This is a genomic window from Pedococcus sp. P2_E2, from assembly GCF_056403955.1.
Genome location: NZ_JBFUEM010000006.1, coordinates 268,015 through 294,075 on the forward strand (window position 1 = coordinate 268,015; position 26,061 = coordinate 294,075).

At 71.5% G+C, this 26,061-nt stretch carries 25 protein-coding genes; 22 read left to right on the top strand and 3 right to left on the bottom strand.

Annotation, left to right across the window (positions count from 1 at the left end; genetic code table 11):
* Positions 1-88: 88 nt before the first annotated feature.
* Entirely contained in the window at positions 89-1,291 is a 1,203-nt protein-coding gene (locus AC1DWR_RS14515) for a S8 family peptidase (protein ID WP_477624697.1), read from the top strand.
* Between the two features lie 53 nt (positions 1,292-1,344).
* Here the strand turns inward: AC1DWR_RS14515 and AC1DWR_RS14520 are convergent, their stop codons facing one another.
* Complete coding sequence (locus AC1DWR_RS14520) at positions 1,345-2,046, bottom strand: hypothetical protein (protein ID WP_477612638.1); 702 nt, start codon at positions 2,044-2,046, stop codon at positions 1,345-1,347.
* Between the two features lie 163 nt (positions 2,047-2,209).
* Here AC1DWR_RS14520 and AC1DWR_RS14525 point away from each other — a divergent pair, with 163 nt between their 5' ends.
* The 12 genes from AC1DWR_RS14525 (at position 2,210) to AC1DWR_RS14580 (ending at position 15,261) form a co-directional block, all read left to right on the top strand.
* The gene (locus tag AC1DWR_RS14525) at positions 2,210-2,884 is read left to right on the top strand and encodes a TetR/AcrR family transcriptional regulator (RefSeq protein WP_477624698.1); all 675 of its coding nucleotides are present in this window, start codon (positions 2,210-2,212) and stop codon (positions 2,882-2,884) included.
* A 91-nt stretch (positions 2,885-2,975) separates the two neighbouring features.
* Entirely contained in the window at positions 2,976-4,313 is a 1,338-nt protein-coding gene (gene glnA / locus AC1DWR_RS14530; protein WP_477612640.1) for a type I glutamate--ammonia ligase, read from the top strand.
* An 81-nt stretch (positions 4,314-4,394) separates the two neighbouring features.
* Positions 4,395-7,424, top strand: coding sequence for a bifunctional [glutamine synthetase] adenylyltransferase/[glutamine synthetase]-adenylyl-L-tyrosine phosphorylase (locus tag AC1DWR_RS14535; RefSeq protein WP_477624699.1), 3,030 nt, complete (start codon positions 4,395-4,397; stop codon positions 7,422-7,424).
* A gap of 17 nt (positions 7,425-7,441) precedes the next feature.
* Positions 7,442-8,962 (top strand): MFS transporter, encoded by a 1,521-nt coding sequence (locus AC1DWR_RS14540; protein WP_477624700.1) that lies wholly within the window; start codon positions 7,442-7,444, stop codon positions 8,960-8,962.
* A gap of 43 nt (positions 8,963-9,005) precedes the next feature.
* Positions 9,006-10,352 carry a histidinol dehydrogenase gene (gene hisD, locus AC1DWR_RS14545; RefSeq protein ID WP_477624701.1) on the top strand — a complete coding sequence of 449 codons (1,347 nt, stop codon included), beginning with the start codon at positions 9,006-9,008 and terminating at the stop codon, positions 10,350-10,352.
* A 7-nt stretch (positions 10,353-10,359) separates the two neighbouring features.
* Positions 10,360-11,493 carry a histidinol-phosphate transaminase gene (locus AC1DWR_RS14550; protein WP_477624702.1) on the top strand — a complete coding sequence of 378 codons (1,134 nt, stop codon included), beginning with the start codon at positions 10,360-10,362 and terminating at the stop codon, positions 11,491-11,493.
* Entirely contained in the window at positions 11,490-12,131 is a 642-nt protein-coding gene (gene hisB / locus AC1DWR_RS14555) for an imidazoleglycerol-phosphate dehydratase HisB (RefSeq protein ID WP_477624703.1), read from the top strand. The genes AC1DWR_RS14550 and hisB overlap by 4 nt, the downstream gene beginning before the upstream one ends.
* Positions 12,128-12,754 (top strand): hypothetical protein, encoded by a 627-nt coding sequence (locus AC1DWR_RS14560; RefSeq protein ID WP_477624704.1) that lies wholly within the window; start codon positions 12,128-12,130, stop codon positions 12,752-12,754. The genes hisB and AC1DWR_RS14560 overlap by 4 nt, the downstream gene beginning before the upstream one ends.
* A complete protein-coding gene (gene hisH / locus AC1DWR_RS14565) occupies positions 12,751-13,389 on the top strand; it encodes an imidazole glycerol phosphate synthase subunit HisH (protein ID WP_477624705.1) in 639 nt (212 codons plus the stop codon). The genes AC1DWR_RS14560 and hisH overlap by 4 nt, the downstream gene beginning before the upstream one ends.
* The gene (locus tag AC1DWR_RS14570; protein WP_477624706.1) at positions 13,386-13,811 is read left to right on the top strand and encodes a hypothetical protein; all 426 of its coding nucleotides are present in this window, start codon (positions 13,386-13,388) and stop codon (positions 13,809-13,811) included. The genes hisH and AC1DWR_RS14570 overlap by 4 nt, the downstream gene beginning before the upstream one ends.
* Positions 13,808-14,545, top strand: coding sequence for a bifunctional 1-(5-phosphoribosyl)-5-((5-phosphoribosylamino)methylideneamino)imidazole-4-carboxamide isomerase/phosphoribosylanthranilate isomerase PriA (gene priA / locus AC1DWR_RS14575; RefSeq protein ID WP_477624707.1), 738 nt, complete (start codon positions 13,808-13,810; stop codon positions 14,543-14,545). The genes AC1DWR_RS14570 and priA overlap by 4 nt, the downstream gene beginning before the upstream one ends.
* Positions 14,542-15,261, top strand: coding sequence for an SseB family protein (locus tag AC1DWR_RS14580; RefSeq protein ID WP_477624708.1), 720 nt, complete (start codon positions 14,542-14,544; stop codon positions 15,259-15,261). Before priA ends, AC1DWR_RS14580 begins: the two co-directional genes overlap by 4 nt.
* A 13-nt stretch (positions 15,262-15,274) precedes the next feature.
* Here the strand turns inward: AC1DWR_RS14580 and AC1DWR_RS14585 are convergent, their stop codons facing one another.
* Entirely contained in the window at positions 15,275-15,604 is a 330-nt protein-coding gene (locus AC1DWR_RS14585; RefSeq protein WP_477624709.1) for a DUF952 domain-containing protein, read from the bottom strand.
* A gap of 143 nt (positions 15,605-15,747) precedes the next feature.
* Here AC1DWR_RS14585 and AC1DWR_RS14590 point away from each other — a divergent pair, with 143 nt between their 5' ends.
* A complete protein-coding gene (locus AC1DWR_RS14590) occupies positions 15,748-17,025 on the top strand; it encodes an MFS transporter (RefSeq protein ID WP_477624710.1) in 1,278 nt (425 codons plus the stop codon).
* 49 nt (positions 17,026-17,074) lie between these two features.
* Here AC1DWR_RS14590 and AC1DWR_RS14595 read toward each other — a convergent pair whose 3' ends face one another.
* Entirely contained in the window at positions 17,075-17,458 is a 384-nt protein-coding gene (locus AC1DWR_RS14595; RefSeq protein WP_477612653.1) for a DUF1844 domain-containing protein, read from the bottom strand.
* A 354-nt stretch (positions 17,459-17,812) separates the two neighbouring features.
* Here AC1DWR_RS14595 and infC point away from each other — a divergent pair, with 354 nt between their 5' ends.
* The 8 genes from infC to AC1DWR_RS14635 all read left to right on the top strand — a co-directional run bounded on the left by infC (position 17,813) and on the right by AC1DWR_RS14635 (position 26,061).
* Positions 17,813-18,619, top strand: a complete 807-nt coding sequence (gene infC / locus AC1DWR_RS14600) for a translation initiation factor IF-3 (RefSeq protein ID WP_477624711.1) — start codon at positions 17,813-17,815, stop codon at positions 18,617-18,619.
* Between the two features lie 72 nt (positions 18,620-18,691).
* Positions 18,692-18,886: a 50S ribosomal protein L35 gene (gene rpmI / locus AC1DWR_RS14605; protein ID WP_179422513.1), complete on the top strand. Its 195-nt coding sequence runs from the start codon at positions 18,692-18,694 to the stop codon at positions 18,884-18,886.
* A gap of 77 nt (positions 18,887-18,963) precedes the next feature.
* A complete protein-coding gene (rplT, locus tag AC1DWR_RS14610; RefSeq protein ID WP_140737333.1) occupies positions 18,964-19,350 on the top strand; it encodes a 50S ribosomal protein L20 in 387 nt (128 codons plus the stop codon).
* Positions 19,351-19,412: 62 nt separating this feature from the next.
* A complete protein-coding gene (locus tag AC1DWR_RS14615; protein ID WP_477624712.1) occupies positions 19,413-20,201 on the top strand; it encodes a TrmH family RNA methyltransferase in 789 nt (262 codons plus the stop codon).
* A 10-nt stretch (positions 20,202-20,211) separates the two neighbouring features.
* Positions 20,212-21,327: a sensor histidine kinase gene (locus AC1DWR_RS14620; protein WP_477612656.1), complete on the top strand. Its 1,116-nt coding sequence runs from the start codon at positions 20,212-20,214 to the stop codon at positions 21,325-21,327.
* Positions 21,328-21,665: 338 nt separating this feature from the next.
* A complete protein-coding gene (pheS, locus tag AC1DWR_RS14625) occupies positions 21,666-22,772 on the top strand; it encodes a phenylalanine--tRNA ligase subunit alpha (protein ID WP_477612657.1) in 1,107 nt (368 codons plus the stop codon).
* Complete coding sequence (gene pheT, locus AC1DWR_RS14630) at positions 22,772-25,327, top strand: phenylalanine--tRNA ligase subunit beta (protein WP_477624713.1); 2,556 nt, start codon at positions 22,772-22,774, stop codon at positions 25,325-25,327. The genes pheS and pheT overlap by 1 nt, the downstream gene beginning before the upstream one ends.
* Entirely contained in the window at positions 25,324-26,061 is a 738-nt protein-coding gene (locus AC1DWR_RS14635; protein WP_477624714.1) for an SDR family oxidoreductase, read from the top strand. Before pheT ends, AC1DWR_RS14635 begins: the two co-directional genes overlap by 4 nt.

The window sequence follows — 26,061 nt, forward strand, 5'->3', positions numbered from 1 at the left end:
CATTCAATCGGGTGAGGCGGCGGCGGCGGAGCGCTTCTAGGGTCGGGACGCGGGCACCTGCCTGCTTCGACGAGGACGGGGGTCGGTCATGGCGCTTCGATCGATGGGCGTTGCGGTGGTCGTGGCCGCCTGCACACTGGGGTCAGCCTTCCCGGCGAGGGGCGCGGCCGGGGTCGCTCCAGACGACACCCGGGCCTCGTACATCGTCAGCCTCCGCAGCGGGGACCCGGACAGGGCGGCGTCTGCAGCTCATGGGCGAGGTGCGGAGGTCACCCATGTCTACCGGCACGCGCTGCACGGGTATGCCGCGAAGCTGTCGGCTCGCGACGTCGCACGCCTGTCGGCAGACCCGGCGGTCGCCGCAGTGGTGGCCGACCGTGAGGTGAGCATCACCGCGCAGACGGTCCCAGCCGGCATCAACCGGATCGGCGCCCCGCAGAGCTCGACCGCCGCAGGCAACGGACGCGGCGCGGTCGACGTCGATATCGCGGTCATCGACACGGGCATCGACCCCAGGCACCGAGACCTCAACGTCGTCGGCGGTGTCAACTGCGTGGCGGGCGGCACGTCGTTCGCGGATCTCAACGGCCACGGCACCCACGTGTCGGGAACCGCTGCCGCCAAGGACGACAAGGTCGGCGTCGTGGGTGTGGCTCCAGGTGCACGGCTGTGGGCGGTGCGCGTGCTGAACTCGCAGGGCGGCGGCACCTGGTCCAGCATCATGTGCGGTATCGACTGGGTCACCGCCCACAGCGACACGATCGACGTCGCCAACATGAGCCTCGGGGGAAGCGGCGGCCCCGGGTCCTGCACCGATGGGGGCCTGCGGCAGGCAATCTGCGCCTCCGTGGCCGCCGGAGTCACCTACGTCGTGTCCGCCGGCAACTCCGCCGCGGACGCATCCTTCTTCGTGCCGGCCAGCTTCCCGGAAGTGATCACCGTCTCCGCCATCACCGACTTCGACGGCGCCCCGGGAGGCACCGGCACCCCGACCTGCGCCTACGGCGTGGATGACCGGTTCGCCGGCTTCTCGAACTTCGGTCCCGCCGTCGACCTCGCCGCACCCGGTGTGTGCGTGCTCTCGACCTGGCGGGGCGGCGGCTACAACACCATCTCCGGCACCTCGATGGCGAGCCCGCACGTCACGGGTGCCGCAGCCCTCTACAAGTCCACGCATCCCAGCGCCACCCCGGCTCAGGTGAAGGCGGCACTCCAGGCGGCGGGAACCTTCGATTGGACCGGCGATCCGGACGCTAGCCAGGAGCCGCTACTCAACGTTTCCGGACTCTGACCACAGGCGCGCGTTCTTCTGGTGCGCGACCTCAGCGCCGCATCGTGGTTTGGTCACGTCCGGACGAGACGCACGCCGGTTGCGAGCAGCCATACGAGCCAGGCGGCGAAACCCAGGAGCCCGACGAAGATCAGCGCCGAGCCGTCGGCGATCGCCAGGTTGCCGACCCCCGCGACGAGCAGCAGGCCCCCGCCCCCCAGGCCCAGCGACCGCTGCCACGCCGGAGTCAGCCTGCTCGCGTGCGCAGCGAGGGCCGTTCCGACGAGGGTGGCGCCGAGCATGGGCATCGCCAGCGCGAAGGCCGCCGCGTGAACCTGCCACACGAGCTCGAACAGGGGCGTCGGCTCCGCGACGCCGCCGGCGGACAGTGCGAGCCCGACCTGCAGCACATTGACCAGCACGAAGGTGGCCGACAGCGTTGCACCAGCGGCGACGGCGAGGCGCGACCAGTCGGAGCCCGCTCCGCCGCCCCGTTCCACGAGCCCGTGCAGGCCCGTCACGAACACGAGTAGCAGCGGCAGGTAAACGGCCACCAGCCCGGACGCGATCGCCACCGAGGCGCGGTTGGCCGCGTAGTAGTCGAGCACCTCGCCGATCGGAGCGCCGTAGGACGGCGCGCCCGTTGCCGCCAGCACGGCGTTCTCCACGACCACCATCACCGCCAGCGCCATCGCCGCGAGGCCGACGAGCCGCCCTCGACCGAATCCACTGTGGCCATGCGTGGTGCCGGTGTCCTGCTGCGATCTAGTTCTCATGCTCCTTGGCTCCAGTCGGTTGGCGGTGGGTGTGCAGCGGGTTCGACGTCGTCCGGATGGCCGGTGGCCTCTCACCGATTCACCTGTCGTACACCGTACGTCGTACACCGTACTATCCTCGTACGACGTACTGTTGTCAATCCGTCGAGAGGAGCAAGAACCCGTGGCCCCAGGGAAGCAACGCCAAGTGGCGTCAGAGGCGGGGCTGAGCAAGCAGCGGGTGGTGGACGAGGCAGTCCGGCTCGCCGACGGCGAGGGGGTCGAGGGCCTGAGCATGCGCCGCCTGGCTGGCGAGCTCGGCGCCGGCGCCATGTCGCTCTACCACTACGTGGCGGGCAAGGAAGAGCTGCTCGACGCCATGATCGACGTCGTGTTCGGGGAGATCGAGCTCGCGCCGGAGGGGACCGACTGGCAGGCGGCGATGCGGAAGAGGTCGGTGTCCGCCCGAGAGGTCCTGGCACGCCACCCTTGGGCGATCGGCCTGATGGAGTCGCGGACCTCGCCGGGGCTCGCCCACCTCCGCCACCGCGAAGCGGTCACCGCCTGCTTGCGCAAGGCCGGCTTCTCGGTGTCGATGGCGACGCACGCCCACTGGTTGCTCGACGGCTACGTCTACGGCTTCGCCCTGCAGGCGGTCAACCTGCCGTTCGACACAGCCGACGAGTTCGCGGACATGGCCGAGGACGTGTTCCTGCCCCAGCTTCCTCCCGACGAGTTCCCCTACCTCAACGAGAGTGCCGCCGCGCTCGTCGCCGCCGGCTATGACCCGGCAGACGAGTTCGCCTTCGGCCTCGACCTCGTCCTGGCCGGCCTCGAGCGCCTGAGAACCTCGGCGTAGCAACGCCCAAGCACCGTCCCACCGCCCTTGACGCAGCCGACCCGCGTGGCACGTAACGCTGGGGAAACACAACTAGGGCAGGATTCGACACATGGATCGTCAGCAGGAGTTCGTCCTCCGCACCATCGAGGAACGCGACATCCGCTTCGTGCGGCTGTGGTTCACCGATGTGCTCGGGACCCTCAAGTCCGTGGCCGTCGCCCCCGCCGAGCTGGAGGGGGCGTTCGCCGAGGGCATCGGTTTCGACGGCTCGGCCATCGAGGGCTTCGCGCGCGTCTACGAGGCCGACATGCTCGCCAAGCCGGACCCGGCGACCTTCCAGGTGCTTCCGTGGCGTGGCGACAACCCGGGGACCGCCCGCATGTTCTGCGACATCACCCTGCCCGACGGCTCCCCGAGCCACGCCGACCCGCGCCACGTCCTGCAGCGCGCCCTCGCCCGGGCCGCCGACCTCGGCTTCACCTTCTACACCCACCCCGAGATCGAGTTCTACCTGCTCAAGGCCGGCTTCAAGCCGGGCGACAACCCGGAGCCGATCGACCAGGCGGGCTACTTCGACCACGTCCCGCACGGCACCGGCCACGACTTCCGGCGCGCGGCGATCACCATGCTCGAGTCGATGGGGATCTCGGTCGAGTTCAGCCACCACGAGGGCGGGCCCGGCCAGAACGAGATCGACCTGCGCTACGCCGACGCGCTGTCCACCGCCGACAACATCATGACCTTCCGCACCGTCATCAAGGAGGTCGCGCTCGAGCAGGGCATCTTCGCCTCCTTCATGCCCAAGCCCTTCTCCGAGCACCCGGGGTCCGGCATGCACACCCACATGTCGCTCTTCGACGGCGACAGCAACGCGTTCTACGAGGCGGGCGCGCCCTACCAGCTGAGCAAGGTCGGGCGGCAGTTCATCGCGGGCCTCCTGCGCCACGGCGCCGAGATCACCGCCGTGACCAACCAGTGGGTCAACTCCTACAAGCGGCTCTGGGGCGGGGGCGAGGCCCCGGCCCACCTGACCTGGGGCCACAACAACCGGTCCGCGATGGTTCGCGTGCCGATGTACAAGCCGACCAAGGGCCAGAGCAGCCGGGTCGAGGTCCGTACCCTCGACGCCGCCTGCAACCCCTACCTCGCCTTCGCCCTGATGCTGTCCGCGGGCCTCAAGGGCATCGAGGAGGACTACGAGCTCCCCGCCGAGACCGAGGACGACGTGTGGGGCCTGACCTCCGCCGAGCGCCAGGCGATGGGGATCGAGCCGCTGCCCACCTCGCTCTACGAGGCCATCCGCGTGATGGAGAGGAGCGAGCTGGTCGCAGACACCCTCGGCGAGCACGTCTTCGACTTCTTCCTGCGCAACAAGCGGGCCGAGTGGGACGACTACCGCGGCGAGATCACCCGGTTCGAACTCGAGCGCTACCTGCCCGGTCTGTGACCGGCCCCGGCAACCCGCTCCGGTATGCCGCCTGCTGACCGGAGCGGGCGGGTGCCACCCACCAGTGCGTAGGCTGTCGCGGTGACCTCAGGCCGCGTTGTCTCCCAGACTGCGACCCTGGCCCGACTCGGTTTTGCCGATCCACCCCGCGCGGAGCACCTACTCGCGGACCCGGCGCTCGCCGGGCTCATCGACCCCCTCGACGACCTGTTCAGTGACGGACTGCCCGACGCCCTCGGCGCGGTCGCCGACCCCGACCTCGCCCTGCTCAGCCTGGTGCGGCTCATGGAGTCGCTGCGTGCCTCTGCGCCACGGCGCCGCGACATCGAGTCCGGGGCGGAGGCGCAGGTGTCCGGCCTCGTGGCTGCGCTCCGCCACCGCGGGCCCGCGCGCGACCGGTTGCTGGCCGTCCTCGGCGCCTCCACGGCCCTCGGCGACCACCTGGTGGCCCACCCCGAACACTGGCGCAGCGTGGCGGAGGCTCGGCCTCGGACGCCGCACGAACGCATCCACGAGCTCGTCGAGGCGGTTCGCGCGGCCGGTGAGCACACGGCATACGACGCTCTGCGGATCGGGTACCGGCGCCAGCTGCTGGGGATCGCGGCGCTCGACCTCACCTCGGGCGACCCCGAGCTTGCCCTGCCCGAGGCGGCGGCGGCGCTGGCCGACCTGGCCGAGGCAGCCCTCGAGGCGGCCCTGGTCATCGCGCGGGCCGAGATGGGGGAACAGGCCGAGCTGTGCGACTTCGCTGTCATCGGCATGGGCAAGACGGGCGGGCGCGAGCTCAACTACGTCAGCGACGTCGACGTCATCTTCGTGGCCGAGCCGCGCGAGGGAGTGGAGGAGGCCAGCGCCATCGCGGCTGCCACCGGGCTGGCCACCCACCTCATGCGGGCCTGCTCCACCTCCACGGGGCAGGGGACGCTGTGGCCGGTCGACGCGGCGCTGCGTCCGGAAGGCAAGAACGGACCGCTGGTGCGCACGATCGACAGCCACCGTGCGTACTACGAGCGGTGGGCCAAGACGTGGGAGTTCCAGGCCCTGCTCAAGGCGCGCCCCGTTGCCGGGGACCGGGCCCTCGGCGACGCGTACATCGCCGCCGTCAACCCCCTGGTGTGGGGTGCCGCCTCGCGCGACAACTTCGTCGAGGACGTGCAGGCGATGCGCAGGCGGGTCGAGCAGCACGTGCCGGCCGGGGAGGCCGAGCGCCAGCTGAAGCTCGGCCCTGGAGGGCTTCGCGACGTGGAGTTCAGCGTCCAGCTGCTGCAGCTCGTCCACGGCCGCTCCGACGACGCGCTGCGCTCGGGCACGACACTCGAAGCCCTCGACGCCCTGGCGCGCGGTGGCTATGTCGGCCGCGAGGACGCCGCGACCCTTGACGCGTCCTATCGCCTCCTGCGCACCCTCGAGCACCGCATCCAGCTGTTCCGGTTGCGTCGCACCCACCTCATGCCGACGACCGACACCGACCTGCGCCGCCTCGGCCGCGCCCTGGGACACCGCTCGGACGCCGCCAAGGCAGTGGTCGCCCAGTGGCAGCAGCAGGCGCGCGAGGTCCGCCGCATCCACGAACGACTCTTCTACCGGCCCCTGCTGGCTGCGGTGGCCCGGCTCAGCTCGACGGACGCCCGACTCGCACCCGAAGCCGCCAAGGAGCGACTGGCGGCGCTCGGGTTCCGCGACCCCGGCGGTGCGATGCGCCACCTCGAGGCGCTCACGGCCGGGGTGAGCCGACGGGCGGCCATCCAGCGCACCCTGCTTCCCGTGATGCTCGGCTGGTTCGCCGACGAGGCGGACCCTGACGGAGGTCTGCTCGCGTTCCGCAAGGTGAGCGAGGAGCTGGGCTCGACGCACTGGTACCTGCGGCTGCTGCGCGACGAGGGGTCCGCGGCCGAACGCCTCGCGCACACCCTCGCTCGGAGCCGCTACGCGGCAGACCTGCTGGTCGGCGCGCCCGACTCGGTCGCGATGCTCGGCGACTCGGGCGGGCTGACTCCGTCGTCGCGCGAGGACCTGGTTCGCCGGATGACGGCGGCGGCGGGTCGGCAGGACGACGCCGACAAGGCGGTGCGGGCGGCGCGGAGCATCAGGCGCCAGGAGCTGTTCCGGATCGCCGTGGCGGACCTCTCGGGAAGCCTCGACCTGGCCGGGGTGGGCGAGGCCCTCACCGACGTCACCGCTGCGCTGGTCGAGACGGCGCTCCAGGTGGCCCAACGCACCGTCGAGGAGCGGCACGCGCCGCTGTCGACCCGGCTGCTGGTCGTCGGGATGGGCCGGCTCGGAGGTGGCGAGGTCGCCTATGGCTCGGACGCGGACGTCCTGTTCGTCCACGACCCCGTCGACGGGGCGGATGAGGCAACGGCCCAGGAGCAGGCTCTCGAGACCGTGCAGGAGCTCCGTCGACTGTTGGCCGCTGCCGGTCCCGACCCACAGCTCGGCCTCGATGCCGACCTGCGTCCCGAGGGCAAGAGCGGGCCGCTCGTGCGCAGCCTGGCCAGCTATCGCGCCTACTACAGCCGGTGGTCGCTCACGTGGGAGTCCCAGGCCCTGCTGCGGGCCGCTCCCTTGGCCGGCGACCTCGAGCTGGGCGCGCGTTTCGTCGAGCTCATCGACCCGTTGCGGTGGCCCCAGGAGGGTCTCACCGACCAGCAGGTCCGGGAGATCCGGACCCTGAAGGCGCGGATGGAGGCAGAACGACTGCCTCGCGGTGCCGACCCGAAGAGCCACTTCAAGCTGGGCCGAGGTGGGCTGTCCGACGTGGAGTGGACCGTGCAGCTGGTTCAGATGCGCCACGCCCATGCCGTGCCGACGTTGCGGACCACCAGCACGCTGCCTGCCCTCGACGCTGCAGAGACGGCCGGCCTGATCGCCGCCGACCACGCCGCCGCCCTCAGGGACGCCTGGTCCTTCGCCTCCCGCTTGCGCAACGCCTCCGTCCTCTACCGCGGCAGGGCGGTCGACAGCGTGCCCTCCGACCTGCGGGTTGCCGACGGGGTCAGCAGAATCCTCGGCCGCGAGCCGGGAAGTGGTGCACATCTTGCGGAGGACTACCTCCGAATCGCCCGACATGCGCGTAGCGTGACGGAGTTCAACTTTTACGGTTCAACCTAGGAAGGTACGGTCGGCGCATGGCCACGGGCAGGGACGACTCCGTCACGGTCCCCTCGTTCTCCGAGGTCCTCCGCACCCCGGTGTTCCTGCCTGTCTTCCTGGTCGCGACGCTCTCGACGTGGGGCGACTACATCGCCCGCATCACCGTGGCTGCAGTGGTCTACTCGTGGACGGGTTCGGCGTTGGCGACGGCCGCGACGTTCGCGGTCTCCCTGGTGCCGAGCATCCTGGGCCGGGCGCTCCTCTCGCCCCTGTGCGACCGGATGCCGCCGCGCGTCTGCCTCGTCGGGACCCACCTGATCCGAGCGGCCCTGGTCGGCGTGCTCATCGTGGCGGTGTCGGTCACCGAGTCCCTGTGGCTCGTGCTCGTGCTCGTCGCCGTCCTGGAGTTCGTCGGCGGCCCTGCCGTGACCGCCAGCCAGATGCTGCTGACCGACATCTTCCCGGACCGTCGGCTCTATGCGCGGGCATTCGGGCTGACCACCCTCGCCGCCCAGGTCAACCAGGCGATCGGCCTGGCCATCGGCGGCGCCATCGTGGGCCTCGTGGGCGACACCAAGACGTTGGTGCTGGATCTGGCCACGTTCCTCGTCGGCGCTGTCATCCTGATGGCGGTCCGGCCGCCGAAGTCGATCGTGAAGGTCGATGACGCACCACTCTCCGGCCTGGTCGGCGACGTCGGCCAGGCCTGGCGCCAGATCCGATCCAGCCGGGTGCTGACCTACATGCTCATGCTGTCGCTCGCGAGCGCACTGGCCATTGCGGCGCCCGAAGCGGTGGCGTTGCCCTACGCCGCCCAGCACAGCCCGTCGCCGAACTGGGGCGGCCTGCTGATGGCTGCGCCGATCCTCGGGGCCGTCGTCGGCCTCCTGATCATCGGGCGGCTGCCCGCCGAGCGCCAGTCTGCGCTGGTCATGCGCCTTGCTCTGCTCACTCCACTGCCGCTGCTCGCGACGATCTTCGAGCCGCCGCTCGTCGTGGTGGGCGCCGCGTGGTTCCTCTGCGGCGCCCTGCAGTGCTACATGCTGCCGTTGCAGGCTGCCTTCACCCTGCTGGTCCCGACCGCCATGCGAGGTCGGGTGTTCGGGCTCGCAGGGGCGCTCTCCGTGGGCGTCACCGGCGCCTGCTTCCTTGCCGCCGGCTGGGTCTCCGAGCGCACCTCACCCGCGGCGTCGGTCGGCATCTGTGCCGTCGTGACGCTGGGGGTGCTCGTGCTGCTCGCGGCCCGCTGGCCCAAGGAGGAGCTCGCAGGCAGCGTCGAGGCCACCTTCACCGTCCGGCAGGGCGGGGCTGCCCAGGCGGTGGCCCGACTGGCCGCAGCCCGCCAGGCCGGGGTGGGCCAAGCCGGGGTGGGCCAGGACGCACTGGGCCACGCCGCCGCGAGCCACGGCGCAGTGAGTCAGGGCGCAGGGAGTCGGGCCGTCGCGAGTCAGGGCGCTGTAGGCCCTGGTGATGCAGGCGAGGAGGAGACCGGGGACGCTGGGGAGGCCGGGGAGGCCTCCGCAGTCGAACGGTCCTCCGCACAGACCGGGGGCTGAGACCGCACCGGGTCGCCCAGTGGGCCCGACCTAGACTTGACCCATGCTCTCCACGATCGACCTGCGCGGCCGGCCGCTCGGCGTCCGCGAGCTGCGTCACCTGCTGCCGAGGGCGGAGTTCGACGTCGCCGCCGCGGTCGAGACGGTCCGGCCGATCTGCGAGGACGTTCGTCACCGTGGTGCTGCTGCGCTCTATGAGCTGGGCGAGCGGTTCGACGGCGTCCGCCCGACGACCTTGCGCGTCCCCGTGGCCGTGCTCGAGGCGGCTCTGGAGTCCCTCGACCCACAGGTGCGGGCCGCCCTCGACGAGGCCATCCGCAGGGTTCGGATCGTCCACGAGGACCAGCGCCGCACCACCACCACGACCACCGTCGTCCCTGGCGGCGAGGTCAGCGAGCGGTGGATCCCGGTCGACCGGGTCGGTCTCTATGTCCCGGGTGGACGCGCCGTGTACCCCTCCAGCGTCGTCATGAACGTCGTCCCGGCCCAGATCGCCGGTGTCGGCTCGCTGGCCGTCGCCAGCCCACCGCAGCGCGACAACTCCGGCGCCTTCACCGGCTACCCCCACCCGACGGTGCTCGCCGCGTGCGCGCTGCTCGGCGTCGACGAGGTGTATGCCGTGGGCGGCGCCCAGGCGGTGGCGGCGTTCGCCTTCGGCTTCGAGGACACCACCGGCGCCGAGGGGGCGACGGTGGTCTGCGACCCGGTCAGCCTCGTCACCGGACCGGGCAACATCTACGTCGCGGCTGCCAAGCGCTACCTCAAGGGCGTCATCGGCATCGACTCCGAGGCGGGCCCGACCGAGATCGCGATCCTCGCCGACGACACCGCACTGCCTGCCCACGTCAGCGCCGACCTGGTCTCGCAGGCCGAGCACGACCCGCAGGCTGCCTCCGTCCTGGTGACTGCCTCGGTGGCCCTGGTCGAGGCGGTGCAGGCCGACCTCGAGGACCGCGTCGCCACCACCAAGCACTCAGAGCGCGTCCGCGAGGCGCTCACCGGACCCCAGTCGGGAGTGGTCCTCGTGGACGACCTCGACGCCGGTCTGGCCGTCGTCAACGCCTACGCCGCCGAGCACCTCGAGCTGCAGGTCGCCGATGCCGCCGCGGTCAGCGAGCGCGTGCGCAACGCCGGCGCGATCTTCGTCGGGCCACACTCACCGGTGAGCCTGGGTGACTACGTCGCCGGGTCCAACCACGTCCTTCCGACCGGTGGATGCGCGTGTCACAGCAGCGGGCTCTCGGTGCAGTCGTTCCTGCGCGGCGTGCACGTGGTCAGCTACACCGAGGCCGCCCTCCAGGAGGTCGCCCACCACGTTGTCGCCCTCGCTCAGGCCGAGGACCTGCCCGCCCACGGCGAGGCGGTCCAGGTCCGCTTCGACGGGTCGTGACCGGACGATGACCGACTTCGGCGGCTCCCGCATCGAGGGCCTGCTGCGCGAGGACCTGCGCGGTGGGACCCCCTACGGCGCACCCCAGCTCGACGTGCCCGTGCGCCTCAACACCAACGAGAGCTCCTACCCCGTCCCGCCGTCGGTGGTGGCCGAGATCACGGCCGCCGTTGCCGAGGTCGCGGCTGGCCTGAACAGGTACCCCGACCGGGAGTTCACCGACCTCCGGACTGCGCTCGCGGCATACCTGTCGTCGTCGGGGACTGCCGTGGACCCGGCCCAGGTGTGGGCGGGCAACGGCTCCAACGAGGTGCTCCAGCACGTCGTCCTGGCATTCGGCGGGCCGGGGCGCACGGCCCTGGGTTTCACGCCGGCCTACTCGATGCACCCGATCATCAGCACCTCGGTGGGCACCGCCTGGGTGGACGGCCTGCGCGGAGAGGGCGGCACCCCCTTCGACCTGACAGTCGAGTCCGCGGTCGCGCAGGTGCGCGAGCACGATCCCCACGTCGTCTTCCTCTGCTCACCCAACAACCCGACGGGCACCGCGCTCGGCCTCGACGTGGTGGAGGCCGTGTATGCCGCGGCCGAGCGTGCCGTGGTCGTGGTGGACGAGGCCTACGCCGAGTTCGCCCGCCCCGGCACCCCCAGCGCCCTGACGCTGCTGGACGGGCGCCCCCGGCTCGTGGTCACCCGCACGATGAGCAAGGCGTTCGCGTTCGCGGGGGGCCGGCTGGGCTATCTCGCCGCGGACCCTGCGCTCATCGACGCCCTTCGGTTGGTGCGGTTGCCCTACCACCTGTCGGCGCCGACGCAGGCGATCGCCCTGGCGGCCCTGCGGCACGCGCCGGAGATGCTCGGCACCGTCGAGGCGATCAAGGAGCAGCGTGACCGGATGGTCGCCGGACTCACCGAGCTCGGTCTGGCGCCCGTGCCCAGTGACGCCAACTTCGTGCTGTTCGGCGGCCTCGCGGACGCCGCCCAGACCTGGCGTGCGCTGCTGGACCGGGGCGTCCTCGTCCGCGACGTCGGCATTCCCCACTATCTTCGTGTCACGGCCGGGACCCCGGACGAGACAGGTGCGTTCCTCGCCGCCGTGGCGCAGATCGCCCGACCTGAGCAGGACAGGAGCGCACCGTGACGCAGGAGACCGTGACGCAGGGGAACCAGCCCGGTGACCGCACGGCATCGCTGAGCCGCTCGACGTCGGAGTCCAGCGTCGAGGTCGAGCTCAACCTCGACGGCTCCGGCCAGTCCGAGATCTCGACTGGGGTGCGCTTCTACGACCACATGCTCGCGTCCCTGGCCAAGCACTCGCTGATCGACCTCCGCGTCAAGGCCACCGGCGACGTCGACGTCGACGCGCACCACACCGTCGAGGATGTCGCGATCGTGCTCGGCGACGCGCTGCGCGAGGCACTCGGCGACAAGCGCGGCATATCGCGCTTCGGCGACGCGACGGTCCCGCTCGACGAGGCGCTCGTCCAGGCCGTCGTCGACGTGGCGGGACGCCCCTATGTCGTGCACACCGGTGAGCCCGAGGGCCAGGCCTACGTCGTCATCGGCGGCACCTACGTCGGCTCGCTGACCCGCCACGTGTGGGAGTCCTTCGCCGGACGCGCCGGGATCGCGCTGCACGTGCGCGTGCTGTCGGGCCGCGACCCGCACCACATCGTCGAGGCCCAGTTCAAGGCGGTCGCCCGCGCCCTGCGTGCCGCGGTCGCCCGCGACCCCCGGGTCAGCGGCATACCCAGCGCGAAGGGCAGCCTCTCCACGTGAGCGTGCCGTGGCAGCCCGCGCAGGAGGCGCGCGGACTGCTCCTGGTGAGCGGCGGCCCCGCGCCGGTGTCGTCCTGGCTGCGCCGGGGCCTGGTGGCCTGCCAGGTGGTCCCCCTCGGGGACTGGACCGCGGTGCTGCCCACCGAGCGCCGGTCACGCGCCGAACCGCCGTATGACGACGCCCTCGCCGTCCTCGCCGCGCGCCCGGTCCCACGCCGGCTGCGAGGCGCCCTCGGGTTCTTCACCGTTGACGGCCGGGCCGTGGTGACCTCCCACGCGCCCGGGTGGCGCGACGTCGCCCGGTGGCTGGTGTGGGAGCCCGGCGCCGGAGTGGTGCGCGCCCCCCAGCTCGAGCTGGCCCGGCCGGCGGACCTCCTGGCTGCGGCTGATCGGACAGGGGACCCGCGTGCGGTGATGCGGGTCGTGGCCGAGCGCAACGGCACCGCAGACCGCGTCATCACCGACCTGTTGTCCGTCCTGGGCCTGCCGGGCTCGGACCTGGTCGGACCGGGGGTGGGTCTGCGCGGCCAGGTGGTGGCACCGACGGCACAGGCGGTGGCCCGTTTCGACGCGCGGATGGCCGAGCAGGCACGGCACCGCACCGAACTCGAGGAGAACTCATGAGCCGGGTGGTCGTGTTCGACTACGGCAGTGGCAACGTCCGTTCGGCGGTGCGCGCCCTGGAACACGTGGGTGCGGAAGTGGAGCTGACCGGTGACCGCGCGGCAGCGCTCGCGGCGGACGGGCTGTTCGTGCCCGGGGTGGGAAACTTCCACGCCTGCATGGCGGGCCTGCGTGCCGCCGACGGTCCGGTCGTCATCGACCTGCGCCTGGCTGGAGGACGGCCGGTGCTCGGCGTCTGCGTGGGCATGCAGGTGCTGTTCGACGGGTCCGACGAACCCAGCGGTGCACCCCAGGACGGCCTGGGGGAGTGGCCCGGATCGGTGTCCCGCCTCCAGGCAGAAGTGGTGCCGCACATGGGCTGGTCCGACGTGGAGGTCGCCACCGGGAGCCGGCTCTTCGCCGGCGTCGAGTCCGAGCGGTTCTACTTCGTCCACTCGTATGCCGTGCAGTCCTGGACGCTGGAGGAGCCCAGCGGCGCCTTCGCCGCCGTCGCCCCCAAGGTCACCTGGGCCGACCACGGTGGACGGTTCGTCGCGGCCGTGGAGAACGGACCGCTGGCCGCGACCCAGTTCCACCCGGAGAAGTCCGGCGACGCAGGTCTGTCCCTCCTCGAGAACTGGGTGAAGTCACTGTGAGCGCAACCAAGAAGACGGCCAAGTCGGCCAGGTCGGCGGGCAGCACGGCTCGCAAGGCCACCACCCGCAAGAGGACGAGCACGGCCGGCACCTCCCGTCGCAGCACGACCCGGCGTCGGACGACGCGGCGCACCACCACGCGACGGCGGGCCCAGCCCAAGGTCGCCACGACGATCGGCGCGGGCCTGGCGACGCTGGCGGTGGCGGCCTTTGCCGGCGCGTCCTGGCCGGTGCGGATCGGGCTGGTGATGGCGGCCCTCGTGATCGTCGGCGGCTACCTGCTGGTGCAGGGCCGGCGACACGACGCCGCCACAGCCGCGGACGACACCCCGCCGCCACCAGAAACCACGCCGTCGAACCAGACGGCACCGTTGACCGACACCACGCCGCCGACCGAACCCCGACCCGAGGATCCCGCATGAACGACGCACCCCGACTCGAGCTGCTGCCCGCCGTCGACGTCCAGGGCGGCCGTGCCGTCCAGCTCGTCCAGGGGGTGGCCGGCAGCGGGGGAGAGTTCGGTGATCCCTGGGAGGCCGCGCTGGCGTGGCAGGAGCAGGGCGCCGAGTGGCTGCACCTCGTCGACCTCGACGCCGCCTTCGGGCGCGGTTCCAACCGCGAGCTGCTCGCGGGCATCGTCGGCCGGCTGGACCTCAAGGTCGAGATGAGCGGCGGGATCCGCGACGCCGAGTCACTCGAGGCGGCACTCGCCACGGGGTGTCGCCGGGTCAACCTCGGGACAGCGGCGCTGGAGGATCCCGAGTGGACAGCGCGGGCGATCGCCGAGCATGGCGACCGCGTCGCCGTCGGCCTCGACGTGCGTGGCACCACCCTGGCTGCGCGTGGCTGGACGAAGGACGGTGGCGACCTCTGGGAGACCCTGGCCCGACTCGACGCCGAGGGGTGCGCCCGCTACGTCGTCACCGACGTCAACAAGGACGGCATGCTCAAGGGCCCGAACCTCGACCTGCTCCGCGACGTCTGCGCGCGCACCGACCGCCCCGTCGTGGCGTCGGGCGGCGTGTCGACGCTGGAGGACATCGAGGCGATCCGGGGCCTGGTGCCCGTTGGCGTGGAGGGCGCCATCGTCGGGTCGGCGCTCTACCGTGGCGCGTTCACCCTGCCCGACGCGCTCGACGTTGCGGGTCGCCCGTGACCTCCCACGACTCCGCGGGGGTCCCGTTCGGCGGTCGTGAGCTCACCGGCACCGGTTTCGACGGCGACACGGGCGAGGCCGATGCGGCCCTGGTGAGGGCACTCGCGGAGCCGCTCGACGAGGTGGCCCTGATGACCGCCGTCGCAGCCGCGCGTCTGCTCGTGCCCATCGTCGCCGAACCCGTCTCCGTCGACACGTCGGGCGAGCACGCCGTCGAGAAGCAGACCGACATGGCGGCGGTGACCCTCGTCGCGCCCGACGGCACGCGGGCCCTCCCGGTGTTCTCGTCGATGGCAGCCATCGCGGCCTGGGACGCCGGAGCCAGGCCGGTTCCGGTGACTGCAGCCAGGGCCGCGCAGGCCGCGGTCAGCGAGCGGTGCGATGTGATGGTGGTCGACCTGGCAGGCCCTCTCACGGTTGCCCTGCGACCCAGCATGGTCTGGGCGCTGGCCCAGCAGCGCGAGTGGCTGCCGGCCCACGAGGACGAGACGGTGCGGCGAGCGGTGGCCAACGCGGTCCGGGAGCAGGACGCCGTGCTCGCCCACGAGATCGGCCCGGGGGCACCGGGCGAAGGCGTGCTCCGAGTGACGCTGCAGCTGGTGCCGGGTCTGGACGCGGACGCCGTGCAGGCGGTCGCCACGGCGGTCGGCGAACGGCTCGCCACCGACGGTGAGATCCGCGCCCGGATCGACGGGCTCTCGTTCTCGATCTCCTGAGGGCGCCCGCAGTTCAGGCGTGCGGCGGCGCGAGCTCGGTGACGGCCACGACGGCGTCGGCCGGCAGGGCGGCATAGAGGTGGGGGAAGGTCTCGCCCGTGTCTGGGTCGCCGATCTCCTCGATCGGGGGCTCGGTGAGTCGGGACGGGTCGATCTCGAGCAGCAGCAGCGTCCCCGGGTAGTCCGCATAGAACGAGCGGCGCACGACGGGCCACTGCTGCTCGGAGGAGCAGTGGATGAAGCCTTCTTGCGCCAGGGTCCGAGCTCGCGTCGACTCGGTGTAGCTCCCCGACCTGCGGGCCTGCTCCCACTTCTCCGGCTCGGCAAGGTGGTAGATCGTCATGGTCGGCAACCTAGTCGTCGGCAGTGGCCCGGGGGAGCGCTGCGCGGGTCTGCCGCCTGCGGACTCCCGCCGCTGGGCGACAGGTTCATGACAGGAGCAAAAAGGGTTTGGCCACTGTCAGTGCGGGCTGGCACAGTGGGTGGGTGCAGCTCGCCAACGCCCGTTACCGCCGCGTCCTCGCCAGTGCCGCCCTGCGGCGGGCGCTGGTGCTGGGCTTCCTGGTGCGCATGCCCATCTTCGCCGGCGGAGTGGTGCTGACCCTGCACGTCGTCTCCCACCTCGGGCGGTCCTACGCAGCAGCCGGTCTGGTGTCGGCCGCGGCGACCATCGCCATCGCCATCAGCGGGCCGTGGCGTGGCCGCCTCCTCGACCGCAGAGGCCTGCGCCGCGTGGTCCTGCCCTCCATCGTCGTCGCGGCCGTCTGCTGGTCCATCGCGCCCTTCGTCTCGTACTGGTGGCTCCTGGGGCTCGCGGCACTGGCCGGGCTCTTCGTCATCCCCTCGTTCTCGATCATCCGCCAGGCGGTGATCGCCGCCGTGCCCGAGGACGACCGGCGCACGGCCATCTCCCTGGACTCCGTGGCCGTCGAGCTGTCCTTCATGGTCGGCCCGGCTGCCGGGGTCTGGGCCGCCACGCTCTGGCCGACCCAGTGGGTGCTCTTCGCCATCGAGATGCTCGGGGTGCTGGCCGGTGTGCTGCTCTGGTTCGCCAACCCCGTCATGCACGACGAGGCGGCCGAGCCGATCGACGAGGGACTGGTGGACGCCCGGCTGGTGGACGCTGGGCTCGTGGACGACGAGGGCGTCGGCGCTGCGGTGCCGCGCGTGGCGCGATCGGACTGGTTCCGTGCACCCTTCATCGTCATCTGCCTGGCCGCCGCGGCCACGACCGTCGTGCTCGGCGGTACCGACATCGCCATCGTTGCCGCGCTGCGAGACTTCGACGCCCAGTCCTCGATCGGCTGGGTGCTGGCCGTCTGGGGCTTCGGCTCCCTCCTGGGCGGCCTGGTCTACGGCGGGCTGCAGAAGTCGGTCTCAGCCTTCTGGCTGCTCGGCGGGCTCGCGCTGGTCAGCGCACCGATGGCGCTGGCCCACGGCGTGCCCTCGCTGGCAGTCCTGTCCTTCGTGGCCGGGTTGTTCTGCGCCCCGACCATCACGGCGACCGTGGACCAGGTCAGCCGGGTGGTCCCGGGGGCCGCGCGCGGCGAGGCGATGGGGTGGCACGGCTCGTTCATGACCGGAGGCATGGCGCTGGGCGCACCGATGGCGGGCGTCGCCATCGACCACCAGGGCTGGCAGGCGGGCTTCCTCGTCGTCGCGGTGATCGGGCTGCTGGTCGCCCTCGTCGGCGCCGTGGCCACGTCAGGGCGAGCCTCGCAGCGCCGCGCCGCTCAGCGGCTGAGCGCCACCGCCGACGCCTGAGCGCTCGGGCTGGCGGTCCCGGCCCTTCGTCGGGGAGGGCCGGCCCGGGTCACACGACCGAACCGGTGAGCTTCTCGCCCGGCCCCTGGCCCGGCGGGTCCTGGATCACCGAGGCCTCGCGGAAAGCCAGCTGCAGCGACTTCAGCCCGTCCCGCAGCGGGGCGGCGTGCTGGCTGCCCAGGTCGGGGGCTGCCGCGGTGATGAGCCCGGCCAGGGCGCTGATCAGTCGCCGCGCCTCGTCCAGGTCGAGGTGCTCGCCCGCGTCCGGCCCCTCGGCCAGCCCGCACTTGACCGCAGCTGCGCTCATCAAGTGGATGGCCGCGGTGGTGATGACCTCGACAGCCGGCACCTCGGCGATGTCGCGGGTGGCCTGCTCGTGACTGGTGGCGGCGAGGTCGGGGCCTTCGGGGGAATTGGGAGATTCGGTGCTCACGCTGGTAGCCTTGCAGATCGACCGGCCGTGTCCATCGTCGGGTGACCTGAGAGGGTGACCCAGCACCGGGCCCGGTGTGCAAGTGAAGCAGCACCTGCTTCCACCCGCGTCAACCTCACGGTTGCCGGGTCAACGAGGTCACGCAGGGCGTATGCCGTGGGCGCGAGCCACGCGGCATACCTGCCCTTGGTGAACTCGTGAACCGGATCAGGTGAGGCTTCCCGCGCAACGGCGACGGGGAGCCTTTCTTCGTTGCAGCGGCCGGACAGTGAACTTTCACGGGCAGTGAACTTCCAACAGAGGAGCACCAACATCAGCGAACCTCGCATCAACGACCGCATTCGGGTTCCCGAAGTGCGGTTGGTTGGCCCCAACGGAGAACAGGTCGGCATCGTGCGCGTCGAAGACGCGCTGCGTCTGGCCGCCGAGGCTGACCTCGACCTCGTCGAGGTTGCCCCGATGGCCAAGCCTCCGGTCGCCAAGCTCATGGACTTCGGCAAGTTCAAGTACGAAGCGGCACTGAAGGCTCGCGAAGCGCGCAAGAACCAGGTCAACACGGTCATCAAGGAGATCAAGCTCCGCCCGAAGATCGACCCGCACGACTACGGCACCAAGAAGGGCCACGTCGAGCGGTTCCTCAAGGGCGGCGACAAGGTCAAGGTGACGATCATGTTCCGCGGACGCGAGCAGTCGCGCCCGGAGCTCGGTTTCCGGCTGCTGCAGCGCCTCGCTGAGGACGTCATCGAGCTGGGCACGGTCGAGTCGGCCCCCAAGCAGGACGGCCGCAACATGATCATGGTGCTCGGCCCGACCAAGAAGAAGTCCGAGGCGATGGCCGAGCAGCGCCGCGCCCGGTCGGCCACCCCCGCTCACGCGGACGACGCCGCCCAGGTGCACGACGCCCCGCCGGTCGACCAGGTACAGGACGTCTCGGTCGAGACAGCCGCGGAGCCCGCCGCCCCTGAGGCTGAGGTCCCCGCCCCCGAGGCAGAGGCCCCCGCCGCCCCCGAGGCAGAGGCCCCCGCCGCCCCCGAGGCTGAGGTCCCGGCCCCTGAGGCAAAGCCCGCTGCGAAGCCGGCCGCCACGGCGAAGCCCGCTGCGAAGCCGGCCGCCACGGCCAAGCCCGCGGCCAAGCCAAAGGCCACCGAGCCGACCAGCTGAGGCCCGTTCCACCCCTGATCCACAACGCACGAACGACACACGGCTACACACCAACACAAGGAGATCGGCCCCATGCCGAAGATGAAGACGCACTCTGGCGCGAAGAAGCGCTTCCGCCTCACCGGCACCGGCAAGGTCATGCGTGAGCAGGCCAATGGCCGTCACCTGCTCGAGCACAAGTCCTCGCGGTACACCCGCTCGATCGCGAACGACGTCGAGGTGTCCAAGCCGGACGCCAAGAAGGTCAAGAAGCTCCTCGGCAAGTAGCCGAGCCCACCCATCCCATTGTTTGGCCGGGCTCAGCAAGCAGCCTCGCAAGCAGTTAGACAGCAAGGAGAACTCACGTGGCACGCGTGAAGCGGGCAGTCAACGCCCAGAAGAAGCGCCGGGTCGTCCTCGAGCGCGCCAGCGGTTACCGCGGACAGCGCTCGCGGCTCTACCGCAAGGCCAAGGAACAGGTCACCCACTCCCTCGGGTACGCCTACCGTGACCGTCGCGCCCGCAAGGGTGACTTCCGTCGCCTGTGGATCCAGCGCATCAACGCCGGCGCCCGCGCGAACGGCATGACCTACAACCGGTTCATCCAGGGCCTCAAGGCCGCGGAGATCGAGGTCGACCGTCGCATGCTGGCCGAGCTCGCCGTCAACGACGAGGCGGCGTTCACCGCCCTTGTCGAGATCGCCCGGGCCAACGTGCCGGCGACCACGGAGACCGCGGCCGCGTCGGCCTGATCGACCAAGCACCCTCCGAGCGCCGGGACATGCCCCCGCCGACCCACCGTGAACCTCCCGTGATGACCAATCCGGGAGCCGACCGGGTGAAGTCGGTGCGGGCACTGTCCCGGCGCTCCGTGCGTGACAAGACCGGCCGGTTCCTCGTCGAGGGGCCGCAGTCGGTCCGCGAGGTGGTCGTCCACCACCCCGAGCGGGTGGTGGACCTGTACCTCACCGCCGAGGCCCGCGCGCGACACGCCGACATCGTGGCCGGAGCCGAGGAGGCGGACCTCTACCTCCACGAGGTGACCGAGGACGTCCTCGCAGCGATGTGCGACACCCCTGCCCCCCAGGGGATTGCCGCGGTATGCCGCGTGGTCACCGCCAGCCTTGACGAGGTCCTCGCTCGGAGGCCCCGACTACTCGTCCTGCTGACGAATGTCCGGGATCCGGGCAACGCGGGGACGGTGATCCGCGGCGCGGACGCGGCTGGTGCCGACGCCGTCCTCGTGAGTGACGCGTCGGTCGACGTGCACGCGCCCAAGGTGGTGCGGTCGACCGCCGGCTCACTGTTCCACCTGCCCCTGGTGACCGGGCTGCCGGTGGAGGAGACGCTGGCCAGGCTTCGCGCGGCCGGCATCCGTGTGCTGGCAGCCGACGGCGTCGGCACGACGATGCTGCCGGACGTCGACCTCCTGCCTGCCCACGCCTGGGTGATGGGCAACGAGGCCTGGGGGCTCGAACCCGAGATCCGCGACCTGTGTGACGAGGTCGTGCGCGTGCCGATCTACGGCAAGGCCGAGTCGCTCAACCTCGCGATGGCCGCCACGGTCTGTCTCTACGCGTCCGCGGGCGCCCAGAACCACTAGGGTCGGCGGCATGGACTTCCGGCCCGGTTCCATCCTGCCGCCCGAGCAGGCTGCATTGGCCAGTGAGCTCCTGCCTGACGGCATGGTCGCGGCCGAGGCGGATGCGAAGGTGAGCTTCGTCAACCGTCGAGCCGTCCAGATCCTCGGCATCGCCCGCAGCGAGCTCGTGGGCCGCGACATCCGCACCGCGCTGGTGCTGCGCGACAACGACGGCACCGACTGGTGGGACGTCACCGACCCCTGGAACGGCCTGGACATCCGGACCGGCCATCGCGAGAAGTACCTCATGGTCGACGGTGGCGCCGAGGTGCTCGTCACCGCGAAGTACCTCAGGCCGGGGCGCAACAAGCCGGTCAACCGCGTCATCCTCATGCTGCGTGATGCGGAGGCACGCCGACGGCTCGAGGCCGACCACGCAGCGCTCATCTCCACCGTCGCCCACGAGCTGCGCTCGCCGCTCACCTCGGTCAAGGGATTCTCCTCGACGCTGCTGCGTCGGTGGGACCGCTTCACCGACGACCAGAAGCGACTCATGCTCGAGACCATCGAGGCCGATGCCGACCGGGTGACCCGCCTGATCACCGAGCTGCTCGACGTGTCCCGCATCGACTCGGGACGACTGCAGATCCGGCCCCTGCCGATCGACGTCGCCGCTGTCTACGGCCGCCACGTGGAGCGAGCCGTGGCCAGCGGCCAGGAACGGGACCGCTTCTCCATCGAGGTACCCGAGACCCTGCCCGAGGTGTGGGCGGACCCAGACCGGCTCGACCAGATCCTCTCCAACCTGATCGAGAACGCGTTCCGACACGGCGACGGCATGGTGACCCTCGGGGCGCAGCCCACGACCGGAAACGGCCAGGAGGCGCTGGAGTCCAAGGGGCACAGTGCCACCGGTGTCGACCTGGTCGTCAGCGACGAGGGAAAGGGCATCGCGGCCGACCACCGGGACCTGGTGTTCAGCAGGTTCTGGCACGGTTCGGGCAGGGGGAGCACGGGGCTCGGCCTCTATGTCGTCAAGGGTCTGGTCGAGGCGCACGGCGGGCGGGTCCAGGTGGAGTCGGCGCCGAGTGGTGGCGCGCAGTTCCGTCTCAGCCTGCCATCCGAGCCGCCCGACTACCTCGCCTGAGGGTGTTCCGAGAACCAGCCTGGGCCGCGACCGTCAGCAGTGCTCGGTCGCCGAAACCAGGTTGCGCGGACCGTGTGCCGCAGGTCAGGCTGGACCCGTGAGCCACCTCGTGCAGCGATTTACCGTGCCTTCGGGCGCGGTCGCACCGCTGCACTGAGGGCCACCGACGCAGCCGTCCCGGTGCGTCACCACGCCGGCCGACCGGCATACCTCATCGCAGTTGCCGCTCCGTCCCGAAGGCCGAACCCAGCCCCGAGGGCGCAGCCATGCGGCCCCTAGACTTCGGTGCGCCGCCTCCGGTGCGCCGTGCTGACCAGCCGATGAGCAGAGTGGAAGACATGTCAGGACCGAACAAGCAGTACGACCCCGTCGAGGTCGCAGCGCTCGATCCCGCCGTGGTGGAGCAGGCCGTCGCCGATGCCCGGCAGGCCATCGCCGCCGCCGCGGACCTCGACGAGCTGAAGGCCGCTCGACTGGCGCACCAGGGCGAGAAGAGTGCCCTGGCGCTGGCCAACCGCGAGATCGGTGCGCTGCCACCCAGTGCCAAGGCCGAGGCCGGCAAGCGCGTTGGCCAGGCCCGCGGCCAGGTGGCCCAGGCGCTCGCCGCACGGCAGGCGGAGCTCGAGGCCGAGCGCGACGAGCGCATCCTGGTGGACGAGACCGTCGACGTGACGGTGCGGGTGCCGCGCAGGCCGATGGGGGCCCGCCACCCGATCAGCCTCGTCTCCGAGCGCGTCGAGGACATCTTCGTCTCCATGGGCTGGGAGATCGCCGAGGGACCCGAGGTCGAGTCCGAGTGGCTGACCTTCGACGCCTTGAACATCCCGGCCGACCACCCTGCCCGTCAGGAGCAGGACACCTTCTTCGTCGAGCCGGCCGGCTCCGGGCTCGTCCTGCGCACCCACACCTCGCCGGTGCAGGTCCGCACGATGCTCGACCGCGAGCCGCCCATCTACGTCCTGTGTCCCGGCAAGGTGTTCCGCACCGACGACCTCGACGCGACCCACACGCCGGTGTTCCACCAGTTCGAGGGACTGGTGGTCGACGAAGGCATCACGATGGCCCACCTCAAGGGCACCCTGGACGCGTTCGTCCAGCGGCTGTTCGGCGAGGGCATCGTGACCCGGCTGCGTCCCAACTACTTCCCGTTCACCGAGCCGAGCGCCGAGATCGACTGCCGTTGCTGGATCTGCGGCGGGTCGGGCTCGCTGGACGGCGACAAGTGCCGCACCTGTGGTGGCACCGGCTGGATCGAGCTCGGCGGATCGGGGATGGTCAACCAGCGCGTGCTGCGGGCGGCGGGGGTCGACACCGACCGCTACACCGGCTTCGCGTTCGGGCTCGGCATCGAGCGCTCGCTCATGCAGCGCCACAACGTCGCCGACATGCACGACATCGTCGAGGGAGACGTCCGCTTCTCCCAGCAGTTCGGAATGGAGATCTGATGCACGCGCCCGTGTCCTGGCTGCGCGAGCTCGCCGACGTCCCCGCGGACGCCACCGGTGAGGACATCGCTGCTGCGCTCGTGCGCGTCGGCCTCGAGGAGGAGGGCCTGCACGGTGGCGACATCGCCGGTCCCCTCGTCGTCGGCCGGGTGCTGTCGGTCGAGCCCGAGCCGCAGAAGAACGGCAAGACGATCAACTGGTGCACCGTCGACGTCGGCGAGCACGGCCAGCGCGTCTCCGAGGGCAAGGCCCAGGAGATCGTCTGCGGGGCGCACAACTTCACCGTCGGTGACCTCGTCGTCTGCGTGCTCCCCGGGGGGGTGCTGCCGGGCGGGTTCGAGATCTCCGCACGGAAGACCTACGGCCACGTGTCCAACGGCATGATCTGCTCGGCCCGCGAGCTCGGGCTCGGTGAGGACCACGACGGCATCATCGTGCTGTCGGAGCTGTTGGGTGCCGAGGCTGCCGCCACCCTCACCCCTGGTGACGACGCCATCGCGTTGCTCGGCCTGGCCGACGAGGTCGTGGAGGTCAACGTCACCCCCGACCGCGGCTACTGCTTCTCGATGCGTGGCATCGCGCGCGAGTACGCGTTGTCGACCGGCGCGACGTTCCGCGACCCCGCCGAGATCACGTCCCCGGAGCCCACCGACGCYGGGTATGCCGTGGAGCTCGCCGATGCCTCGCCGCTCGAAGGCGTGCCGGGCTGCGACCGCTACGTCGCTCGCGTCGTGCGCGGCGTCGACGTCACGGCGTCGAGCCCCCGCTGGATGCAGAAGCGGCTCACGCAGGTCGGGATGCGACCGATCTCGCTGGCGGTCGACGTCACCAACTACGTGATGATGCTGCTGGGCCAGCCGCTGCACGCCTTCGACCTCGACACCCTGTCGGGTTCGATCGGGACCCGTCGCGCCCGGCCGGGGGAGAAGCTCACCACGCTCGACGACGTCGCGCGCGCGCTCGACCCCGAGGACCTCCTCATCGTCGACGGGGCCGACACCCCGCTGGCCATCGCGGGGGTCATGGGTGGCGCTGCCTCGGAGGTCACCGAGAGGACCACCAACGTCCTGATCGAGGCGGCCCACTTCGACCCGATCACCGTGGCCCGGTCCTCGCGTCGGCACCGCCTCACCACCGAGGCGTCCAAGCGGTTCGAGCGCGGCGTCGACCACGCCGTCGCCGCAGCTGCCGCGCAGCTGGCGGTCGACCTGCTGGTCGAGCACGGAGGTGGCACGGCTGACGCCGGCGTCACCGACGTCGACCACCGCGCGCCGGCCCAGCCGTTCGACTTCGACACCACCCTGCCGACCCGCTACATCGGGCTCGACTACCCCCGTGAGGAGGTGCTCGCGACGCTTCGCGCCATCGGCTGCGTGGTGACGGCAACCGAATCCGGCGCCGGCGCCGGCGCAGACCTCGTCAGCGTGCTGCCGCCCTCCTGGCGGCCCGACCTCACCAACGGACCCGAGCTGGTCGAGGAGGTCGCGCGGGTGCGTGGCTACGACCAGATCCCGTCGGTCCTGCCCCAGCCCAAGGCAGCCGGCCGCGGCCTCACCCATGGCCAGCGAATCCGTCGGGTCGTCGCCACGACCTTGGCCCACCAGGGACTCACCGAGGTGCTGAGCTATCCGTTCGTCTCCCGGTCGCTGTTCGACCGGCTCGGCCTGCCCGCTGACGACGAGCGCAGGCACGTGGTCTCGCTGGTCAACCCGCTGTCCGACGAGGCGCCCGTCATGCGCACGTCGGTGCTCGACACCCTGCTCGAGACCCTGCGCCGCAACGTCGCTCGTGGTGCGCGAGACATCGCCGTCTACGAGATCGGCCTCGTCACCCGCGCCCAGCAGGACCCCACGAGCGCGCCGGTCCCCGGCATTGAGTCGCGTCCCGACGACGAGACGCTCGCCGCCATCCTCGGTGCCGTGCCGGCGCAGCCCCGCCACGCGGCATACGCGGCTGCTGGTGAGGTCGAGCACGGAGGGCCTTGGGGGCCGGGTCGCAAGGCCGACACCTCGGACGCCGTGGCGTGGGCGCTGGCGGTGGGCCGGTCCGTGGGCCTGGACCTCGTGGTCGCGTCCGTCGTCCGTGCCCCGTGGCACCCCGGGCGCTGCGCCGAGCTGGCCCTGGCCGACGGCACAGTGGTGGGCTACGCGGGTGAGCTGCACCCCAAGGTGACGGCCGCCCTCGAGCTGCCCGCGCGCACCGTCGCCGGCGAGCTCGACGTCGACGTGCTCGTCGCGGCGACGGGCACGCCCCTGCAGGCGAGTGCCCTGTCGACCTATCCGTTGGCCCACACGGACGTCGCCCTCGTGGTCGACGAGACCGTGCCGGCAGCCGCCGTGGAGGCAGCCCTGCGCGAGGGCGCGGGGGAGAGCCTCGAGTCCGTGGCGTTGTTCGACGTCTACCGCGGCGAGCAGGTCGAGTCGGGCAAGAAGTCGCTGGCCTACCGCCTGACCTTCCGTGCCACCGACCGGACGCTGACCACCGACGAGGTGAGTGCGCTGCGCGACAGGGCCGTCGCCGCGGCCGCGGCCCGCACCGGCGCGATCCAGCGGTGAGCGCTGCTCCCGTCGCCGTGGTGACCGGCGCCTCCCGCGGCATCGGTCAGCACCTCGCCACCGCCCTCGAGCAGGCCGGGTATGCCGTGGAGCGCGGTTCGCGTTCGGTCGCGCCGGTCACCGACCGGTCGGCCGTCGAGCGTTGGGTGGCTGAGATCATCGCTCGCCGTGGGCGGATCGACCTGCTGGTCAACAATGCGGGTGTGATCGACGCCGAGGTGTCGCTGGCCGACAGCGACCCGGACGAGTGGTGGCAGACCGTCGAGGTGAACCTGCGCGGTCCCTACCTCATGACCCACGCGGTGCTCCCGCACATGGTGGCGGCGGGGTCGGGCCGGATCGTCAACATCAACTCGGGGGCGGCCTACCGCAACGGCGACAGCGCCACCGCCTACAACGTCGGCAAGGGGGCCCTCGCCCGCCTTACCGCCGCGACGGGCCTGAGCTCCGTCCACGGCGTGCGCGCCTTCGACCTGGCCCCCGGCGTGGTTCGCACCGACATGACCGAGGCGATGGACGCCCATCGCGACCGCACCGACTGGACCGAGCCGGCTGTCGTGGCGGAGCTGCTGCTCGCCATCGCTGCTGGCGAGCTCGACGACTGGAACGGTCGCATGGTCCGCGCCGGCGTCGACACCCCTGAGTCCCTGCGCGCCCGAGCCGGTCGTGGGCTCGGCGAGGCCGACCGCACCTTGGGCCTGCTGCGCTGGGGCGAGGACGATCCGCTGACCTGA

Coding starts and splice junctions, on each gene's coding strand:
- rpmI (WP_179422513.1), top strand. CDS start 18,692: ATGCCGAAGATGAAGACGCACTCTGGCGCGAAGAAGCGCTTCCGCCTC.
- AC1DWR_RS14515 (WP_477624697.1), top strand. CDS start 89: ATGGCGCTTCGATCGATGGGCGTTGCGGTGGTCGTGGCCGCCTGCACA.
- AC1DWR_RS14615 (WP_477624712.1), top strand. CDS start 19,413: ATGACCAATCCGGGAGCCGACCGGGTGAAGTCGGTGCGGGCACTGTCC.
- AC1DWR_RS14550 (WP_477624702.1), top strand. CDS start 10,360: ATGACCGACTTCGGCGGCTCCCGCATCGAGGGCCTGCTGCGCGAGGAC.
- pheS (WP_477612657.1), top strand. CDS start 21,666: ATGTCAGGACCGAACAAGCAGTACGACCCCGTCGAGGTCGCAGCGCTC.
- AC1DWR_RS14540 (WP_477624700.1), top strand. CDS start 7,442: ATGGCCACGGGCAGGGACGACTCCGTCACGGTCCCCTCGTTCTCCGAG.
- priA (WP_477624707.1), top strand. CDS start 13,808: ATGAACGACGCACCCCGACTCGAGCTGCTGCCCGCCGTCGACGTCCAG.
- AC1DWR_RS14620 (WP_477612656.1), top strand. CDS start 20,212: ATGGACTTCCGGCCCGGTTCCATCCTGCCGCCCGAGCAGGCTGCATTG.
- hisH (WP_477624705.1), top strand. CDS start 12,751: ATGAGCCGGGTGGTCGTGTTCGACTACGGCAGTGGCAACGTCCGTTCG.
- AC1DWR_RS14520 (WP_477612638.1), bottom strand. CDS start 2,046: ATGAGAACTAGATCGCAGCAGGACACCGGCACCACGCATGGCCACAGT.
- glnA (WP_477612640.1), top strand. CDS start 2,976: ATGGATCGTCAGCAGGAGTTCGTCCTCCGCACCATCGAGGAACGCGAC.
- AC1DWR_RS14585 (WP_477624709.1), bottom strand. CDS start 15,604: ATGACGATCTACCACCTTGCCGAGCCGGAGAAGTGGGAGCAGGCCCGC.
- hisD (WP_477624701.1), top strand. CDS start 9,006: ATGCTCTCCACGATCGACCTGCGCGGCCGGCCGCTCGGCGTCCGCGAG.